At 58.1% G+C, this 18,712-nt stretch carries 17 protein-coding genes and 1 pseudogene; 9 read left to right on the plus strand and 9 right to left on the minus strand.

Annotated elements, in window-relative coordinates:
* From GGD62_RS39265 to GGD62_RS39275, 3 genes are all read right to left on the minus strand, one after another.
* Positions 1 to 1,317 (minus strand): PAS domain S-box protein (locus tag GGD62_RS39265; RefSeq protein ID WP_183714462.1); only part of this gene is annotated, 1,317 nt, incomplete at its 3' end.
* A 120-nt stretch (positions 1,318 to 1,437) separates the two neighbouring features.
* Complete coding sequence (locus GGD62_RS39270) at positions 1,438 to 1,884, minus strand: hypothetical protein (protein ID WP_183714465.1); 447 nt, start codon at positions 1,882 to 1,884, stop codon at positions 1,438 to 1,440.
* Between the two features lie 30 nt (positions 1,885 to 1,914).
* Positions 1,915 to 2,283 (minus strand): antibiotic biosynthesis monooxygenase, encoded by a 369-nt coding sequence (locus tag GGD62_RS39275; RefSeq protein WP_244550795.1) that lies wholly within the window; start codon positions 2,281 to 2,283, stop codon positions 1,915 to 1,917.
* A gap of 97 nt (positions 2,284 to 2,380) precedes the next feature.
* Between GGD62_RS39275 and GGD62_RS39280 the strand changes: the two genes are divergently transcribed.
* Complete coding sequence (locus tag GGD62_RS39280) at positions 2,381 to 2,854, plus strand: MarR family winged helix-turn-helix transcriptional regulator (protein WP_183257640.1); 474 nt, start codon at positions 2,381 to 2,383, stop codon at positions 2,852 to 2,854.
* A gap of 663 nt (positions 2,855 to 3,517) precedes the next feature.
* Here the strand turns inward: GGD62_RS39280 and GGD62_RS42000 are convergent.
* Positions 3,518 to 3,967 (minus strand): annotated as a pseudogene (locus GGD62_RS42000) (S1/P1 nuclease); the annotation flags it as partial.
* A 654-nt stretch (positions 3,968 to 4,621) separates the two neighbouring features.
* Between GGD62_RS42000 and GGD62_RS39290 the strand changes: the two are divergent.
* Both GGD62_RS39290 and GGD62_RS39295 read left to right on the plus strand, forming a co-directional pair.
* Complete coding sequence (locus GGD62_RS39290; RefSeq protein WP_179733769.1) at positions 4,622 to 6,157, plus strand: S10 family serine carboxypeptidase-like protein; 1,536 nt, start codon at positions 4,622 to 4,624, stop codon at positions 6,155 to 6,157.
* A gap of 1,917 nt (positions 6,158 to 8,074) precedes the next feature.
* Entirely contained in the window at positions 8,075 to 8,596 is a 522-nt protein-coding gene (locus tag GGD62_RS39295; RefSeq protein WP_183714468.1) for a hypothetical protein, read from the plus strand.
* Between the two features lie 81 nt (positions 8,597 to 8,677).
* Here GGD62_RS39295 and GGD62_RS39300 read toward each other — a convergent pair whose 3' ends face one another.
* The 4 genes from GGD62_RS39300 to GGD62_RS39315 form a co-directional block, all read right to left on the minus strand.
* Positions 8,678 to 9,274, minus strand: coding sequence for an aminodeoxychorismate/anthranilate synthase component II (locus GGD62_RS39300; protein WP_183714471.1), 597 nt, complete (start codon positions 9,272 to 9,274; stop codon positions 8,678 to 8,680).
* Positions 9,271 to 10,665 (minus strand): aminodeoxychorismate synthase component I, encoded by a 1,395-nt coding sequence (gene pabB, locus GGD62_RS39305; RefSeq protein WP_183714474.1) that lies wholly within the window; start codon positions 10,663 to 10,665, stop codon positions 9,271 to 9,273. Before pabB ends, GGD62_RS39300 begins: the two co-directional genes overlap by 4 nt.
* A gap of 153 nt (positions 10,666 to 10,818) precedes the next feature.
* On the minus strand, positions 10,819 to 11,136 hold the full coding sequence (locus GGD62_RS39310) for a Dabb family protein (protein WP_104463779.1): 318 nt from the start codon (positions 11,134 to 11,136) through the stop codon (positions 10,819 to 10,821).
* A 133-nt stretch (positions 11,137 to 11,269) separates the two neighbouring features.
* Complete coding sequence (locus tag GGD62_RS39315; protein ID WP_183714477.1) at positions 11,270 to 11,905, minus strand: GntR family transcriptional regulator; 636 nt, start codon at positions 11,903 to 11,905, stop codon at positions 11,270 to 11,272.
* 114 nt (positions 11,906 to 12,019) lie between these two features.
* Between GGD62_RS39315 and bioB the strand changes: the two genes are divergently transcribed.
* The 5 genes from bioB to GGD62_RS39340 all read left to right on the plus strand — a co-directional run bounded on the left by bioB (position 12,020) and on the right by GGD62_RS39340 (position 16,545).
* Complete coding sequence (bioB, locus tag GGD62_RS39320) at positions 12,020 to 13,075, plus strand: biotin synthase BioB (protein ID WP_183714480.1); 1,056 nt, start codon at positions 12,020 to 12,022, stop codon at positions 13,073 to 13,075.
* Positions 13,066 to 13,419, plus strand: a complete 354-nt coding sequence (gene panD / locus GGD62_RS39325; RefSeq protein ID WP_104463782.1) for an aspartate 1-decarboxylase — start codon at positions 13,066 to 13,068, stop codon at positions 13,417 to 13,419. Before bioB ends, panD begins: the two co-directional genes overlap by 10 nt.
* Before the next feature lie 77 nt (positions 13,420 to 13,496).
* Positions 13,497 to 14,648, plus strand: a complete 1,152-nt coding sequence (locus GGD62_RS39330) for an 8-amino-7-oxononanoate synthase (protein WP_183714483.1) — start codon at positions 13,497 to 13,499, stop codon at positions 14,646 to 14,648.
* Complete coding sequence (gene bioD / locus GGD62_RS39335; protein WP_183257634.1) at positions 14,645 to 15,283, plus strand: dethiobiotin synthase; 639 nt, start codon at positions 14,645 to 14,647, stop codon at positions 15,281 to 15,283. The genes GGD62_RS39330 and bioD overlap by 4 nt, the downstream gene beginning before the upstream one ends.
* Positions 15,280 to 16,545 carry an adenosylmethionine--8-amino-7-oxononanoate transaminase gene (locus GGD62_RS39340; protein ID WP_183714486.1) on the plus strand — a complete coding sequence of 422 codons (1,266 nt, stop codon included), beginning with the start codon at positions 15,280 to 15,282 and terminating at the stop codon, positions 16,543 to 16,545. Before bioD ends, GGD62_RS39340 begins: the two co-directional genes overlap by 4 nt.
* A 1,016-nt stretch (positions 16,546 to 17,561) precedes the next feature.
* On the opposite strand, the gene GGD62_RS39345 is transcribed toward GGD62_RS39340, so the two are convergent.
* A complete protein-coding gene (locus GGD62_RS39345) occupies positions 17,562 to 17,702 on the minus strand; it encodes a hypothetical protein (RefSeq protein ID WP_183714489.1) in 141 nt (46 codons plus the stop codon).
* A 132-nt stretch (positions 17,703 to 17,834) separates the two neighbouring features.
* Between GGD62_RS39345 and panB the strand changes: the two genes are divergently transcribed.
* Positions 17,835 to 18,707, plus strand: a complete 873-nt coding sequence (panB, locus tag GGD62_RS39350) for a 3-methyl-2-oxobutanoate hydroxymethyltransferase (RefSeq protein WP_183714491.1) — start codon at positions 17,835 to 17,837, stop codon at positions 18,705 to 18,707.
* Positions 18,708 to 18,712: the final 5 nt, after the last annotated feature.

The raw sequence follows: 18,712 nt of genomic DNA on the forward strand, positions 1-18,712 counted from the left end.
GATGCGCGATCGAATGGTCTCGATCGATACCGGCTCTTGTGGGCTAAAGCCAAACAGACGATCGACCTCGGCGGAGCGATACACGAAATCTAGACGGTAGACGTCCCAGGACCAGCTGCCCGTGTGACTGAGATGCTGGGCCTCGGCCAGATAAGCCTCGCTGCGGCGCAGCTGCTGTTCTGCTCGCCTCGACGCCGTGATATCCGTCGCTGCTCCAACAAACTCGATGTCACCAGAGGCTGTTCTCGTCGCCCGTGCCTGCGCATGGATGTGCTTTACCGAGCCGTCCGGTAGCAGAAGCCGGTATTCGTGCTCGAAATCGCTCGGGTCTCGCATCGCGCGATCGATAATTTCTTTAACCGAAGCCTTATCATCCGGATGAGTGCGCTCAACGACGAGCTGCGGCCCCGGCTGCACTGTGTCAGGATCTAATTGGAAAATGCGAAATGTTTCCTTCGACCAGAAGGCCTCGCCCGTAGTGGGGTTCCAGCTGAAGCTGCCTGTGTGACTCAACTCCTGCGCCTGGGCTAAATGTGCTTCGCTCCGCTGCAGGGCGAGTTCGGTCCGCCTTCGCTCCGTGATATCTTCGCAGGCGATAAGGACAATGGGCTGCTCATCGCCCCAGAGCATGGCTTTGGCGTTTTCACGTACCCACAACACCGATCCGTCCTTACTGACTTTCTGGACGTCCCACGTGCGCGTCTGTCCGACATCCTCAAGGCACGTCCGAACGCATTCTCGAACGAACGCGCGATCCTCCTCGAGAAATACGTCCAGCACTGATCGACCGGCCAGTTCAGCAGGAGCATAACCGAGTTGTGTCGCGCCGAGCGTATTGACGTTGAGGATAGTGCCGGCTTCATCGACCATGAAGTACATGGCGGGATTGTGCTCGAAGATGGCGCGCCACCGCTTTTCGCGATCCTCCAAATCGGCCGCACTCCGCTGAAGCTTGGCCGCAACGACACGCGCAGCCTCTCTTTCCTGGCGGAGCTTTCCGACCAGGTGCGCTCCCACAATCGAGGCAATAAAGAATGCAACTACCACCGGCAGATCTTGGGGGTCATCGATTCGCAGGCTGAACGCCGGCGGCGCAAAGTAGTAAGCGAGAGCAGCGATGGTTACGATGCAAAGCGCCGACGACGCAATGAAACTGCCCATCAGCGAAAACAGCAAGATCACTAACAAATACGCGAACGCCGTCGCAGCGAAATGCGCGTGAAGGTACAAGCAGGCCAGTGTTACCACGGTCAGGGTTATGCTGCCGAAGGTAAACTGAAGGGCCGAACGTTCTAAACTGCTGATCGGGCTACGCATTCTGATACCACCCGGCCTGTTCTCCGGCGGGAGAACTAGAACATTTTAGGGCGCGTACTCATAAAGCCACGACAATACCGGGCCTCAGGTCAGTTGTCCGCGCGGTTCTGGTTCAGTTGATCAAGCGGGTTTGTGGCGCAACCATCCCTTCATTTTGAGACCGTCCCGCATGTTGAGAGCAAGAAGTGCAATGTTTGTTGCGCCCGCGACGAGCTCGATCACCTGCACAGCATAGAACGTGCCATCGAATTCTGCCGCCTGAGCCTTGGACGCGAGGAAGAGCGCAGACGGAATAAGAATCACGATGCCGTTTCCTGCAATGAATGGCATGCGCTTGAATTTGGCCCCGATCAGTCCGGCCCGGCGCGCCTTTGCCAAGATGACACCTGTACCACCGGTCGCAGCGAGCGTCGGAATCAGCAACAAGAAACCCCACGGTATGGTGCTCTTAACCGCTGCAACTGTGGCATGGGACGCGAACAGCTCGCTGAGTACCGTCGACAGCCAAAATGTGCCGATCGTTCCGATAGCCAAGGCACCAGCGACAGGATGGATCAACTTGATCATGAGTATCTTCCCTTCCTAAAAAGAGCAGGGCTAGGCAACGCAGATGCCGCGCACGGCAACTTTCTGGAACAGATGAGGGGAGGCTATCGCGGAGGCCGGATAGCTGGCGATTTTTGCTAGAAAGTCAGGATGGGTGAAGGCCGCGCGGAAGTGTGCGGTGGATTCCCAGACGGCGTAGTTCAGATAGGTCGAGCTGTCGCCGAGAGCTCTGTGCAGCTGAGTGGAAATGAAGCCCGGCTGTCGCTTCATGAACGCTGCGTCGTCCTGCCAGGTCTTGAGAAAAGCCGCCTCATCGGCTTTGTCGAGTGTGAATGGGTTCACCAGGACGACCGAATTTGCCTCAATAGCGATCTGGCGGTCGATCGGGAAAGAAGGGTCGAGTGGGCGTAGCAGCGACATGAGTGCCTCCATTGCTCTTTGATACGTGATGTCTAATTGGTATCATGTTCACGTACCACGTTGACATCATGATGTCAATACAAAACAATGGTGACAAATGAATAGAGCCAAGCGAACCCCGGAGGGTGACGCCCTGACCGACCTTGTTCTCGATCTATTCAGGCTCGACAGCCTATTTCTGACAGCCGGCGACCGTCTGGTCGCCCCGCTCGGCCTAACAAGCGCACGCTGGCAGGTGCTTGGCGCCATTGTGTCCGCCGAACGTCCCCAACCGGTCGCTTGGCTCGCTCGTGACATCGGCGGCAATCGTCAAAACGTGCAGCGGATTATCAATGATCTGCACAGAGAGGGCCTCGTATCTTTTGAGGTCAACCCGCATCACCGACGGGCGCAGCTCGTCGTGCTCACTACGAATGGACAGCGCGCCTTCGAAGCCGCAATGGAGTTGCAGGCTCCTTGGATCAACGATCTTTCAGAAGGGCTGTCGGTCAAGGATATACGGATTGTCCATCGCGTGATCACGGCCTTGCGAGATAAGCTTGAGGGCAGTCGTGAGGACAAGTCGGCCTGACATGGCAAAGCATTGTGATTGGCCCGGCGCCCGTGATTCAAGCTCCCAAACTGGGGCTTCGAATCATGCGCCATGAACTAACGCTACGAATGGGCAGCTATCGGATCTATGCTACCAAACAAGCCGCGTGGAGACCCTCGGGTAAAACGACCGACGCGTCCTCAATAGTATCTGCTGGATGCTGCGATCTGGTGTATGGTGGATTTAATGAGTTTCAACCTTAGCTTAGTACGCGGTTCGCGCGCCGATTGCCTTCAAGCCGCACGACCCTCATCGCGCAGAACCGTCCTCGGATATCGTGCGGACTTCGAGTGTACAAAGCATCCAACACTGATCTTGTTAAATCATGATTATCGAGAATTAGTGGGAGGTGTTCTGCGGCCGACCTAAGGTTGGCAGTTCGTCTAGGAATTGCCGAGTGCATCTTCCAGAATAGCCTTAAGACGCGCGGCTTCCTTTACCACCTCGCGATCCAGGTCCGCTTTGATGGCTACGGCATAATCGTTGCTGATCCTACGGCGTGGCCCGAATCGTTGTGGTCCTGCGTTCCTGCGGGCAGGAGCTGATAGGCTCTTATACCCAGGGCGTGCGTATCGTTCGCGCAAGCAGCAACTCGTGCTTCATCATAGGGCGGGGCTTCGACTGTCGGCAGCGGACCGGCATCTAGCGCATCAGTTTAACTCTCCCAAGATACGCTTGGTGACCGACCAGAGAGGTCCTCCCACATGCTGTGGAATGTCGGCGCGCGCGTACATCACGTGCCGTCGGGTCGCTTCGCGTGCAAGATGACATAAAGCTTGTTACCGCATTGATCGCCGTTGTGTTCGCTTGCGTGAACGGCTGCTCCAGGTCCCCAGCCAGATGGACAACGAGCCTCAGCGCACGCAACCTGTCTTCCTCAGGGCGTGAATTGTCTTTGAGGATCGCAATCGCCGCCGGAAGACCTTCGAGGATGCAGGTTCCCTGGTTGTGTCCAACCTTGCAACCAAGAGCGACGTCATATGTCGGCCGCTCGATGTCGATATCGACGAAATGCCGGCGATAGGTGTCCTTTCCTTCCGGCGTTGATTTATAGTCGCCCACCCAGTTTGAGTTGGCGGCCAGCGAAGTGTGCCGATCGGCTCCTTGAGCTTGAGCTGCCGGACTTAAGTGCCGCTAGGCCAGTTCCGCGATGACAGAATGACGTAGCTGTCCCCACGCCAGGGCGGAAGATGTGCTGCCTACAGCTGCGGTGCAGATCGCAAGTATGGGTCTGAGTGATTGCCCAATATTGATGAAGTGCGTCAAGTCGTTAGAGGACATAGGCAGGTGCTTGTGTTACGGCACGTCAACCGGGGGCATGGATGCCGTCGGGCGTGGCACGAAGCCATTTTGGTGCTGGTCACGTGCCGCCAACATGATCGTAAAAGCCGCGAGGAGGATTAGGAGTCGGGCCAAGGATCCAATACTCACTCTGACGATGGCGACAAGGTAAACGACGGCCAGGAGATTTCTCGCAAGCTTGTCGTAGCCGGTTGTAACGCGCTGAAACCTCCTTGAGCCGGCAGAAGCACGCATCGATAACACCGCATGCTCGTCGGCGAGTTGGGGGTCCACCCGGTTAGATTTGTATGCACGGAGGGAATTCCCCCTTTGTGCGCGCACGCGGTGATGAAGACGACTACTGGCTCTAGTAGGTTTGTTGTACCCCCAAATGAGTTAGCGATCAGAATTGCTTTGACAGATGGGTTCCGCGCACAGGGTGCGCGCCGGGACAGGAGAAACTCGATGCATTTGACCGCGCTGCGCCACACCTCTCTTGCGCTGATCCTGTTTGCCTGCGGGGGAATGGAGAGCGCACTAGCCGCCGATTCGGCGCCTGTTCAGGTCACTACGCCGCCCGGCCAGAAGGCTGGCGCTGGGCAAACGCCGAGTATGCGATCGCCGGCCGAGCAGCATCGCCTGCCGCCGGACTCCAGCACCGCGCAAACGCTTGAGCTCCCCGGGCGGACGCTTTCTTTCGTCGCGACCGCCGGCTCCATCCGCCTATTCGACGACAAGGGCGAGCCCCAGGCCGACATCGCCTATACTGCCTATCAGCTTGACGGAGCCGACCGCGGCTCGCGCCCCGTAACATTCTTCTTCAATGGCGGACCGGGCTCATCATCGGCCTGGCTGCACCTCGGTAATGCCGGACCGTGGCGGTTGCCGATCAATGCGGACGAGGTCACGCCATCGACCTTTCCGGAGGCGCGGCCAAACGCGGAAACTTGGCTCGATTTCACCGATCTCGTGTTTCTTGACCCCGTAGGCACCGGCTATAGCCGCTTCGTCGGAACCGGCGATGATGCGCGCAAGCAGCTCTATTCCGTTGACGGCGACGTCAACGCGCTCGCGCTGGTGGTCCGCCGCTGGCTCGAAATGCATGACCGGCTGTTGTCGCCGAAATACATCGTGGGTGAAAGCTATGGCGGGATTCGCGGGCCAAAGGTTGTCCAGCAGTTGCAGATGCAGCAGGGCATAGGCATCAAGGGACTGATTATGGTCTCGCCACTGTTCGACTACAGTCAGTTTACCAGCACGAGCCTGCTGCGATACGTCGCAACCCTGCCAAGCTATGTCGCGACCCTGCGCGAAGCCGAGGGTCCGGTAAAGCGATCTGATCTTGCCGACGTGGAAGCCTATGCACGCGGCGAGTTTCTGGTCGATCTCATGAAAGGCCAGGCGGACAATGAAGCGACCACGCGCCTGGCCGACAAGGCCGCAGCGCTGACCGGCATCGACCAGAAGGTCAGTCGTAGGCTGGCGGGCCGCTTCGGCCTCCCGGAGTTCCGCCGTGAACTCGAGCGTAAAAACGGTAAGTTAATTGGCAATTATGACGCCTCGGTGCGTGGCCTCAATCCGTATCCGGACTCCGATTTCCCACTTTCCGGTGATCCCTCCAGCGATACGCTATTGGCGCCTCTGACCAGCGCCACTGTCGATCTGCTTACGCGCAAGCTTAATTGGCGGCCGGACGGGTCTTACGAGCTGCGCAACGGCGCGGTTGGGCGGGCTTGGGATTTCGGTCGCGGCTCTCCAGAGTCCCTTTCACAGCTGCGCCAGATTCTGGCAACGGACCGGAAGATGAAATTGCTCGTCGCACACGGCCTGTTTGACCTCGTCACCCCCTATTTCGCATCGCAGATCGTGCTGGATCAGTTGCCGCCGTTTGCCTCGGCGCCGCGCCTCAAGCTTGTAGTCTATCCGGGCGGCCATATGTTCTATTCACGAGATACCTCACGCCAAGCTTTTCGTGCAGAGGTCGAAGCGATGATGAAGTAACGCCGACGATTTGGTCACAAGCAAGTTCGCGTGAGGCGAATGACTCGCCGAAAGACTTGTATCTCACCTAAAGTCAGGAGCAATGCTCCTGGACGGCCGAGGTTATGATGCGGACCGGAAGAAGGCGCATCGGCCAACATTCCGCCGCGCTGCAATCGCTGAGATCCAATCAATCTTCGCCCGCATCTCTATTTGAACCGGAATTCCGTCGAGCGCTTCCTCAACAACGTCGAGCATACCGGCGCGTGGCACGCGAAGACAAACTCACCGCCAACTACCCGGCCCTCATCCAACTTGCATCGCATCAATCAGGCTGTGGGTGCATGTTGATGAGTGCCCGTGCCAAAGCTGGAACGATCTTGCTACCATCTCGCGGCTGGCTCAAGCATGCAAGAAGAACCGGCGCGCTGAGAGTACATCGGGTTTGGCACGAGCAATGTTCTACGGCTATGAATCAAAATATGTCGCTTGCAAGAGCAAACTCATCTTGCTCCTGGCCTCGACCATCGTTTCGCTCTCTGCAGCGGCACCTGCATCCGCCGCGACTTTTGCGCTGCCATCCGCCGCCTCTGAGACATCCGCGGCAGCGATCCCAATTCTGCTAGCCCGCGACGTCGCAGAGCCTCTGCCTGGAGCGCTGGAACGCCACAAAGCGAGGACGGCATTAATACCTCCAATGAAAGTGGACAATTGTCGATGCGACGACCCCCTAGGGACCCTCGAGCCGGCGACATTGCACGTCGTAGAATTCTTAGCAGCCTTTTTCGGAATATGCGGGTTGGTGCTTTACCAGTTAGGAGAACGCGCATGCAACCAGGATTACTCGAAACGATATATCGCAATTATGAAACGGCTCACATCCGGTGCCTTCGAGAGTGGCGGCCTTACGGGGCATCCCACCCACACAGCCTATTGGCCACCAACACTTCACAAAATTTGATACTCGTTCGTTCTCGCCGCCACCGAACAGCGGGACATTTGCGCTCAAAAAATGCATTTTCCCTCGCAGACCGCAGGAATAGTGCAGCGAATTTGAGTAGTAATCGGGTGGTCGGCTATTCACCGTGAAGGCAGCCGCCCCCTCGTGCTGCTTCCCCATGAAGGACGGTTCATGCGCAATCATGACATTGTGTCCGGCAGCCTGTTGGCGCTGACAGCCGCTGGGCTTGCGCTGCTTTGCTCTAGCCTACTCGCATTTGCTTTCATTTAGATCCCGCGATCGACCTTTGGCGCGATAGGATCCCTGCAAGACGTCACGCAAGACGGTACGCAGCCGGACAGAGTGCGCTGGTATGGTTTTCCACGTATGGCGGCCCGGCGGTTGTAGATGACCTGCTTAAGCAGCCGTAGGGATCCGCTTCCTCGAAACGCTTCGCTTTCGCATGTCGTGCCCGCCGTTTTTGAACGGCGGATCTGATCTCCTGGCTGGGCTTCGTGCAGTGCCCACTAACAACGTAGGTCCCTCTCCATCGAACGATATAGTTAGTCTTATGATTGCGCCCGCATCACGCGCTTTTTGCGTGGCTTGCGCAGCATTTCTGCGCCAGGTCAACTTCGGCGCGACAACTATCGACCCTCGAACAATCAGGCACAGGAGCGCTGGGGGCGTCACCCAGCAGGGCGTCACCCAGCAAATCCCCAACGCGCACAGCGTTTGAGTGAGGCGGCCCCCTCAAGAGCAAGCAGGTATGAATGTGCTTCACGGGTAACCCCCTCTACCGGCCCTCATTATTTACCTCACCACCTGGGGCGCAATGCGCAGCTCGTACAAACCCTGATGCGATGAAGCCCCGGTTTTGGGGACAACATTGCTGAAAACGATGCAGCGGGGGTTGCGGCTCGCGGCAGCTCTTGACCATCTTCTGCTATCGCGGCAACGAGAACAACCAAAGCAGATCGAGATGATGAGAGCGGGGTGTGGCTGTGCAGGATCAATCCCAAGCATCGGAGTTGCCGCCGGTCCTGCAGAGACCGTCGAAAGGCTTTCGGTGGATCGTTGCTCTTCTAGCCGTATTGCTCGCTTTTTGCGCCGGAGGCGCCTATTTTTGGACGAATATCGAAACGTTTGCGGAGGCGCCGCCGGCGCATGAAGTCGTGCCTCCCACGCTTGGCTTGTCACCTGAGGATAGGGACGTCCTTTTAGGGATCCAATCAGGGCAGCAGAAGACAGCCGATGAAATTGCCGAGCTCAATCGCAACGTCGATGCGCAGCAAGCCGAGCTAAAGCGGGTCTCGGATCAGATCGCAGCCCTGGCCCAAAGAATCGAGGAGCTGCAGAATCCGGCGCATATTGCTTCTCCTGCTACTTCTACCACTTCGCCACCCGTGCGTACCACATCCAAGCCGGCCAAGAGAGACGTCCGGCCCTCGAAACCGCAAGGTCCGGTTTCTGTCGGAGGCGCGCCGCTGACTGCGGAGCCGAGCACGGAACAGCGCTGATTTCCACAAAATGCCTGCCATATGACGCTGCGCCTTCCAACCGCTTCGGAAACCAACGGTCCACCATCTTGATGGAGCCTCTCATTGCTCCGCGTGGTTTCGGAAATCCTCTGTCAGTCGCAAGAAGTTCATAAGCAGGACGTGCCCCTGTGAGGTAAGTATCGACTCGGGATGGAACTGGACCCCATAGGTGGGATAATAGCCGTGCGTGAGGGCCATGATCTCGCCTTCCTCCGAACGCGCTGTCACTATGAAGTTCTGCGCACATGACTGATCAAGCTCGACGATAAGAGAATGGTAGCGCCCGACGTCAAGCGGGGTCGGCAGCCCCTTGAATAACCCTCGGCCGTCATGCGCAACGTATGAGCGCCGACCGTGCATGGGTCGATACGCACGCGCCACCCGTCCTCCGAAAACGCTAGCAATACACTGATGTCCAAGGCAGATGCCAAGAATTGGCACGCGCCCTGAAAGTTCGCGGACCACTGCTATCGATATTCCTGCCTTTGTTGGGGTGCAGGGGCCGGGCGATATCACCACCGCGCGCGGATTGAGACCAACGAGCTCGCTGATGCTGATAGCGTCGTTTCGGATCACTTTCGTGGCTTCACCGAGCTTGTGAAAATAGCGGGCAATGTTGAACACGAAGGAATCGTAATTATCGATGATCACAATCAAAATGCACCAGCTGGTTCAGAACCAAATGCATTAAAGATTCGCTCTGCCTTGGCGAGCACTTCCTCGTATTCGGCCTTGGGCTCCGACAGGGCCGTTATACCGCTGCCTGCATGAAACACAGCCAGGTCGCCGTCGATCGTGACAGTGCGGATCGCAATACTTGTGTCCATGTGCCCGTTGAAGCCGATGAAGCCGATCGCCCCGCAATAGACCTCTCGCGCTATGCGCTCGATTTCTGTAATAATTTCCATCGACCGCAGCTTTGGCGCTCCCGTAATGGAGCCGCCCGGAAAGCAAACACGGAGCAGGCTAACGGCGTCTTCCTCTCCGGCAAGTTCCCCCATAACGATCGACACGAGATGGTGCACCGAGGCATAGGACTCGAGATTGCACAGGGCCGGAACCTCGACCGAATGCGCAGTGCAAACGCGTGACAGATCGTTTCGCAAAAGGTCGACAATCATCGTGTTCTCGGCATGATCCTTTTCGGAAGCGAGGAGAACAGCCGCACGGCGGTGGTCTTCCTTAGAATCAGGCGAACGCGCGATTGTGCCCTTGATGGGTCGTGTCTCGACTTGTCGCCCCTCAAGCTTCAGAAATCGTTCGGGCGAACTTGATGCGATGGTCAGCTTTCCCCATCGCAGCAGGGCCGCAAAAGGTGCCGGATTCAATGATCGCAGCTGGCAATAGAAGGCGAGCGGATCAAACGAGGTCGGCAGGCGGGTGCTGAAACGCTGCGCAATATTCGTCTGGAAAACGTCACCGGCCAGGATCAAGTCGATCACGCGCTGCACCGCGGCAATGTAGCCCTCGCGGCTGAAGTTCGAGCGCCATGCGCCCGCTTTGCTGGGACAACCCTTCTGTGGCGCCTTTGGACCGGCAAGCAATGCTGCAAACTCGTCGGCTCGACGACGCGCTCGTTCGCTCCGTCGCGCGCGATCCTGCTCCGGCCATCCCGTCGAGACGATCCAGCATTTGTTATCCCCGTGGTCGAAGCTGATGACCACATCATAAAAATGCAGGATGGATTGGGGCAAACCCAGACCGGCAATTGCCGGCGCAGACAGTCGCTCCAATGTCCTGTTCATGTCGTAGGCAAGGTAGCCTGCCGCTCCTCCCTGGAACGGCGGGAGATCCGGACGATGCTCTTGCGGGTACTTCGCGAGTAGCGTTCGAAGAACCTTCCATGGATCGGCCTCGAGAGTCAGTCCGTTCCAACTGGCTCGGCCGTTCGCGACTCTATAGGTGCTGAACGGGTCGCACGTTAGGTATGAGTAGCGCCCAAGCAGCTCGTGCCTTGCTGCGCTATCGAGAAACGTGAGATGCGATCGATGCCCAAGACATCGCACCGCTGTGACAGGTTCAACCCACTGCAGCTCGCGAACGTACATCGGCTTATCGGTCACCTGCGGCTGACGTCGTGAAAGTGCCGTTCCATCTGTTGCCCCACCCGATGAGAACGACGCTTGTCTGCGATGGGCCGAAACTTGAGGCCCATTGCCAAGTTAACCCGGCCGTGAACCTCTTGCTGCGACAGCACCTGATCATCCTGCCGTGGAGGCGAAAGCGGCATCTATTGTTACATCGTAGTCGGCCGCGAACCGCAGCTCGCGGAGCGGTCGGACCCGTTTAACCGACTCCTGATAGAGATCGTGCGCTTTGTACGCTGCGAGCTCCGTCTCGCTGTCGAACTCACCATAGACCACGATGTCTATATCGTTGCCGAGCTGATCGGTCTTGCTGTTGCGGGCAACCTCAAGCCGGCGCGCATGTGGTATCGTGGTGAGAAGCGAAAGACCTTCGATGATCTGGTCGATATGCGCCTCGTCCTTGGCGCTGAACAAGACGATGTGACGAATCATGGCTGTCCGTGGAGATGTCGCTAGGGTGCTATAACTATCTGGGAATAGAGCTCGTTGCAATGAGGCTAGTCGCTTGCTGCATGATCGTTGCTTGCGATCGTCGGCGATCCGCAATGAAACTTGCCAGATTTGCTCAGGACGCCGGAAGGGCGAGGCGCTCAATGGTTTGAATGTGCCGCGTCAGCAGGTTACAGGCTTGATCGACGTTGCGTGTTCGCAAGGCTTGCAGAATCAGACGGTGATCTTGATTGGAGCGCGGTCGCCAGCCCACCGATCGCGCCATCGCGAACACCAATCGAGAATTGGCAAGCTGCAGTCCATCGAGGCTCGCGAGCAGACGCGGCATTCCGCACGGCGCGACCAAGGCTTGGTGAAAGGCGCGGTTGGCCACCTCAAACTCCACGATCGTCTTTGCATTGTCTCCTTCGATCACGGTGAGCTCGATCCGAGCCAAATGAGCTGTTGTGAGCCTTGGCCCCGAATGGCGCAATGCCACCACTTCGAGCGCGGCGCGCATTTCGGCGATCTCCTTCACTGAACGAGTATCGAGCGGGGCAACCCGAACACCGCGGCGCGGCACAGCGACAACGAGATGTTGTGCCTGCAGCTGCCGAAAGGCCTCGCGCACCGGGACGTGGCTGGAATTGAATTCTCTTGCAAGGTGATCCTGACGGAGTGGCGCGCCTGGCTCTAAGGCGCCGCTGATAATGCGCTCAGCGATTGAGTCCGCTATGCGCGCGACCGTCGTCATGTTGTCAGCAGTGATCATAGATTATCTACCGCAATAACCGGTGCATTTGCGAGGCAGCTCGATTAGCATCTCTTCGAGAGTGATGACTATAGATAATTCACGCGATTATCTACAATCGAGCGGGATGGGTTTATGGATACTGCTGCGCAAGTCCAACGGAAGGGAACAGGCAACAGGGCGCAGGTTCGTCATCTTTGGAACGTCGAAGAGGCTAAGGCGCTCTACGACCTTCCTTTTGCCGACCTGATGCTTCAGGCGCAGCGCGCTCACCGCAAGAACTTCGATCCAAACCACGTCGAAACTGCGAGCCTGCTCAGCATCAAGACCGGCGGCTGTCCGGAAGACTGCGGTTACTGCTCGCAAAGCGCGCATTACAAGACCGGCCTGAAAGCCACCCATCTGATGTCTTGCGCCGATGTGGTTGCGACCGCGCGGCGCGCGAAGGATGCGGGCGCCACGCGCTTCTGCATGGCCGCGGCCTGGCGCACTCCAAAAGATCGCGATCTCGATTCCGTCTGCGACATGGTCAACGCGGTCAAGGGACTCGGCATGGAAACGTGCGTCACGCTCGGCATGCTAACACCGAACCAAGCCGCACGCCTCGCCGAGGCCGGCCTTGACTTCTACAATCACAACGTGGACACATCGCCCGAGTTTTACAGCAAGATCATCACGACCCGCAGCCTGCAGGACCGCATTGATACGCTGGCGCATGTGCGTGATGCCGGCATCAAGATCTGCTGTGGCGGGATTATCGGGATGGGCGAGCACGTCGAGGACCGCCTAGGTATGCTCGTGCTGCTCGCCAATCTCCCCAGCCATCCTGAAAGCGTGCCGATCAACCTATGGAACAAGATCGAGGGCGTGCCGGTGGAAGACACCGCGGAGCCTCCCGATCCGATCGCGCTGGTCCGGCTGGTGGCGACCGCCCGGATCATGATGTCGAGGAGTGTGCTTCGCTTGTCTGCCGGGCGGCAATACATGACCGATGAATTGCAGGCGCTCTGCTTCTTGGCCGGCGCAAATTCAATCTTCATCGGCGACGTGCTCTTGACCACCCAAAACCCGAAAGTTGATCGCGATGCGGATCTGCTGGCCCGGCTCGGCATCACGTCCGGGCTCGCCGGAGGGAAGCAGTGCGCGCAATATGTTGCCCCAGCATCCAGCCTAGGTGGGAAATGCAGATAACTTTGATGAAGGGCAAAATCCATCGCGCCTCAGTGACCGAAGCTGATCTGCACTATGAAGGCTCGATCTCGATAGATCGTACGCTCCTGGAGGCAGCAGGAATGGTGATCAACGAGCGGGTCGAAATCTACAATGTCGAAACTGGAACGCGCTTTGCCACCTACGTGATCGAGGCGCCGCCGAGGTCTGGCACGATAAGCCTGAACGGTGCGGCCGCCCGACTGGCGATGGCCGGAGACAAGATCATTATCGTTGCATATGCCTCATTTGACGAGGCCGAAGCAAAGATATTCAAGCCGCGCATTGTGCGTGTGGACCGAGACAATCGCATCCTGGCAAGTTGAGCCCCACGGGCCATCCTTCCTTCTGCAACGGCCAACGGATCTTTTGCGTGATTTTGATGCGATCCTGGGAGCGATGAATGCGGGCAATCCAAGCAGCTAGACTTAGTCCCTACGTCGCAGCGTTGAATAGTTTGAACGAAGATAAACGGCTGCGCTGTCTCAAGCCGCGCGTGGGGATCGATTTCGCATCCAACGACTATCTGGCGCTCGGGAGCGCCCCGCGCATCAAAAAGGCGATGGTCGCCGCGCTCGAGGCGGGCACTCCGGTTGGAGCCGGCGGGTCGCGGCTTCTGCGCGGCAATTGCGAGGAGCATGAACAGCTCGAAGCGGAAGCGGCTCAGTTCTTTGGCGCAGAGGCAGCGCTTTTCTTTGGAGGCGGCTACATCGCAAATTTTGCCCTCCTGACAACGCTGCCGCAGCGCGGCGATCTGCTCGTTCTCGACTCGCTAGTGCACGCCAGTATTCACGAAGGGGCGCGAGCCGGGCGCGCAGAGTGCCGAATTCACGCGCACAATGATCCCCAGTCGGTCGAAGACGCAATTCGCGACTGGCGAACCAAAGGTGGAGCGGGCCGCGTCTGGATTGTGGCCGAAAGTCTCTACAGTATGGATGGCGACTTCGCTCCACTCAAGGAACTGGTGGCAATCGCCGATCGCCATGACGCATTTCTGATCGTGGATGAGGCTCATGCCACAGGTGCTTACGGGCATCAGGGACGGGGGCTCACGGCCCCATATGACAGGCGCGACAATCTCATCGTCGTTCATACCTGCGGCAAAGCGCTCGGTGCGGCAGGTGCACTTGTTACGACCTCCGGCATCCTGCGCGATTTCATGGTCAACCGCTGCCGTCCGTTTATTTTTGCCACCGCCCCATCACCATTGATGGCCGTTGCCGTTCGAGAGGCACTCCTCATCCTGCAGAAAGAGCCGGAGCGGCAGCAACGGCTGGCCAAACTCGTTGCGTTCGCGCATCGGCAGATCACCTCTCTTGGTTTGCACACGCCGTCGACCTCTCAGATCGTGCCGTACATCGTGGGTGACAATGCTCATGCAATGCGACTTGCCTCTGATCTGCAGGCGCGCGGCTTCGACATCCGCGGAATTCGGCCGCCAACCGTCCCAGCGGGCACCGCCCGTTTGCGAATTTCGTTGACACTCAATGTTGGGGAAGCGGACGTGCGCGCAATGCTCGATGCGCTTGTCGAGGTGACGAGGGGCTCGTTTTGACAAATAAGCGGATCGTCGTGACTGGTACGGACACCGGGGTCGGAAAAACGGTATTTTCCGCAGGGCTCGCCAGCCTTCTCGGCGCGAATTACTGGAAGCCGGTCCAGGCTGGACTCGAACAAGAGACCGACTCCGAGTGCGTCCGCCGCCTCGGCGGCCTCTCATCCGATCGGATTGTCCCGGAGCTCTATCGACTTCGGACGCCTGCGTCGCCTCATTACGCCGCGGAGATCGACGGCGTTCTCATAGACACAGAGATGCTTGAACTGCCGGACAGTGGCGAGCGGCAACTCGTGATCGAGGGCGCCGGCGGACTTATGGTCCCGCTGACAGCGCGCACTCTTTACATGGACATCTTTGAGCGCTGGCAGCTTCCCGTCGTGCTTTGCGCAAGGACGGGACTGGGCACAATCAATCACTCCCTGCTCTCCATAGAGGCTCTTCGCAAGCGTCAGCTTCGAATCCTTGGAGTTGCGTTCATTGGCGAAAGAAACGCCGAAACTGAAAGCGCGGTTTGCGAGATCGGGAGAGTGCGTTGGTTGGGACGGCTCCCGTGGCTTGTTCCCCTTACGAACGACAGGCTGCAGGCCGCTTTCAAAGACTCCTTTGTTGGCAGTGATTTCCTGAACCTATGACAATAACCAAGAGGTCGCCGATCTGGCACCCGTTCACACAGCATGCTCTACAGCGGGACATGACGAAGGTGCTGCGGGGAGAGGGGGCTTATCTCTACACCGAAGATGGCCGACGCCTTATCGATGCAATCTCCTCCTGGTGGGTCGTGACCCACGGCCATTGCCATCCGTGCATCGTGAACGCGATCCGAGAACAGGCAGGTAAGCTCAACCAGGTCATCTTCGCCGGATACACTCACGACCCGGCTGAGCTAGTTGCGACGGAACTATTGAAGGTCACCTCCCCGGCGCTCGAGCATGTGTTCTTCTCCGATAGCGGGTCAACCAGCGTCGAAGTCGCGCTGAAAATGGCGCTCGGCTACTGGCATAACACCGGTAGACAGCGAACCCAAATTGTGGTGATGCAGCACTCGTACCATGGCGACACGATCGGGGCGATGTCGGTAGGCAGCCGAGGCGTCTTCAATGCGGCCTACGGGGCGCTGATGTTCGAGGTGACCTCGATTCCGTTCCCGGCAAGAGATCGTGAGCAAATAGCCCTCGATGCGCTTGAAAACGCGTGTCGAAACGAACATCCCGCAGCCTTTATCGTGGAGCCCCTGATATTGGGTGCCGGTGGAATGCTGATGTATTCTCCCTCGGTGCTAAGAGAGATGAAGCGGATCTGCGAAGCCTTCGACGTCCTGTTCATTGCCGACGAGGTCATGACGGGCTGGGGCCGGACGGGTAGCTTGTTTGCGTGTGAGCAGGCCGATGTCACGCCCGATATTGCCTGCTATTCGAAAGGCCTCACGGCTGGGGCGCTGCCACTCGCTGTCACACTCTGTCGTGCCGATATTTTTGATGCGCATTATTCTGAAGATCGCACGCGTACGTTTTTTCATTCGAGCTCATATACGGCCAATCCATTGGCCTGCGCCGCCGCCAAGGCCAATCTGGACCTATGGCAGGACCAGGAATATCGCCGGCGGGTCGCATCCTTGGCCAGGATGCAGGAACAGGCACTCGCGCCATTTTGCGCCGATTCACGGTTCGCAAACGTCCGACGCACAGGAACAGTCACAGCGCTTGAACTCATCACGAGCGATGCCGGCTATCTGGCGGACATCGGGCCGAAGCTTTTGGCATTCTTCCAAGCGCGGAATCTGCTGTTACGCCCACTCGGTAACACGATCTACGTGATGCCGCCTTACTGCGTTACGGCGGCCGACCTTGATGAAATTTATGCTGCCATCCGTGACGCTGCTGACTTGCTGATGTGAGATGCATAACAGTTGCAATCGTCTTCAGTGACGGGATCTTGCAAGGCGAAAGTGTCGGTATTGCTGCCGTTTGATAGTGCAAGGAGGATGCAGCACCCATGGCTCGCAGGCTGGACCGTGCTTTAAGACACTTGCTTTAATCGCTCCTGATCCAACTGCCGCAGCAATCCTGCGGACTAGCCATGAGAGCTGCAGCATTTGGCCGAAATGTCGAGCGAATTGCGGTAATCACGATAGAGAAATCCATTATCATGAGCAAATTCTCGGCGAGGCATTCTGCGAAAAGTACTGCTTCGCGAGGCAGCCGCAACCAGAGTCATGCTCTTGATGGCTGCAAGACCATTGAGAAGGACCGCCGGGCGGCCGCACCTTTGGTGCGATGGTGGTGCTGCCGTGAGAGGGCTACGGGGCTTCGCAGGTGAATGTCTGACAGGAGGCGAGAATGCACATTGGCTTCCGTAATTCACTCGACCATTCAGCCACATGCTGCGCGATATGCGGCGGAAAGTTTGGGCTGATCCGCCATTACTGCTGGCGAACGGCCCTTTGCTCCAAGAAATGCGTCAACCGCTTCAAGGCGCGACGAGAGGCCGATCAGATATGGCTTCGATGGTTGCGAGCGGCTTAGGACTAGACCGAGTTGGACCGGTACCGCCCTGGTCAGACTTGTTGCGAATTCGGGTGGCCTTCTAGAGCGCGTGGAAATCAAGTGACAGAAAGATCGGCAAAAATAATCGACTTCAGGACCTACAGGGCCGCCAGGCTGGCTCGGTCTGAGCGCCTTCGCGACGACATGTACTCGAGCGCCATTCTCGCTCCGCTTACAGCGGCCTGTCACGTTTGGGCGTTCCTGGCCTGGGACCCGTTTGCTTTTCTCGGTGCGCCAGCGCCGAAGCAGGAGCCTCACGAGTACCCCTAGGGTGGCAGACTCGGAGAAGTGCCCAAAAGACGAAGTCTCTCACTGCGTGCATCTGCAGCACCGTCGGTCGAGCCGCCACCGTTTGGAGACACTGCAATCAGCCCAGAAAACGCATGCAGATGGTGGCCCGCCGCGAGCGCCACTCCTCGATCGAGGCGCGGCCGGGATAGTCGCTGAAACCGTGCGGGGAGACGAGCCATCGGCCGGTGAAGTCGCGATGAAGAAGGACTTGCCTCATGGTTGCGCGACCATTGGACTGTTTTTGCGTTGTTCTCCAGTTCTAGAGAGCTGGGGTCTCCATCCTCCATGCCATTGACAGGTTTCTCCTGCGTTCTCTAGGAAGCGCCGACGGTGTAGGAGCGGATTCAATATGAGCCACAGTTCAGAGCAGCCTCTAGAGCGTGTCACAATTCCGGCACTGCAGCAGTGGAAGGATGAAGGGCGTCGTGTCGTGATGACCACCGCCTACGATGCGGTTGCGGCGCGCATCGCGGATCCCATTGTCGATATCATTCTGGTCGGCGATAGCGTCGGAAACGTCTGCCTGGGATTCGACAACACGCTGCCCGTCAGCGTGGCCATGATGAATCATCACCTGGAGGCTGTTGCGCGCACGAGGCCTCATGCCCTGCTTGTGGCCGACATGCCCTTTCTGAGTTTTCATGTCGGTTCTGAAGATACGATTCGCAATGCAGGAGGTTTTCTGCAGCGTGGCGCCGATGCTGTGAAACTTGAGGGTGGTGCCAAACGCGTCGAGATGGTACGCGCCTTGGTCGATTGCGAAATTCCTGTGATGGGACATCTCGGTCTGACCCCGCAGAGCGTCAACGTCATGGGTGGATTCAAGGTGCAGGGAAGGACGACGGATACCGCCTTGCGGCTGCTCGATGACGCGCACCGTCTGCAGGAAGCCGGCTGTTTCGCCCTGGTCCTGGAGGGGATTCCTGCCGAGCTCGCCGCGCGAGCGACCGAATTTCTCACGATACCCACCATCGGGATCGGAGCCGGACCTGATTGCTCGGGCCAAGTGCTCGTGTTTCATGATGTCTTGGGGCTAACCGAAGGCCATCGCCCCAAATTCGTTCGTGCCTATACAAATGGATTCGAGCTGTTCCAGGAGGCGCTGTCGCGCTGGGCTGCCGATATCCGCAAAGGTGCATTCCCGGGCTCAGAGGAGTGCTATCGGCTTCCCGATCAGCTTCGCCATGCCATCGCCAACTGGGTGCCCTCCAATTCCACCTGAATCAA

This window comes from Bradyrhizobium sp. ERR14 (assembly GCF_014198235.1).
GTDB lineage: Bacteria > Pseudomonadota > Alphaproteobacteria > Rhizobiales > Xanthobacteraceae > Bradyrhizobium.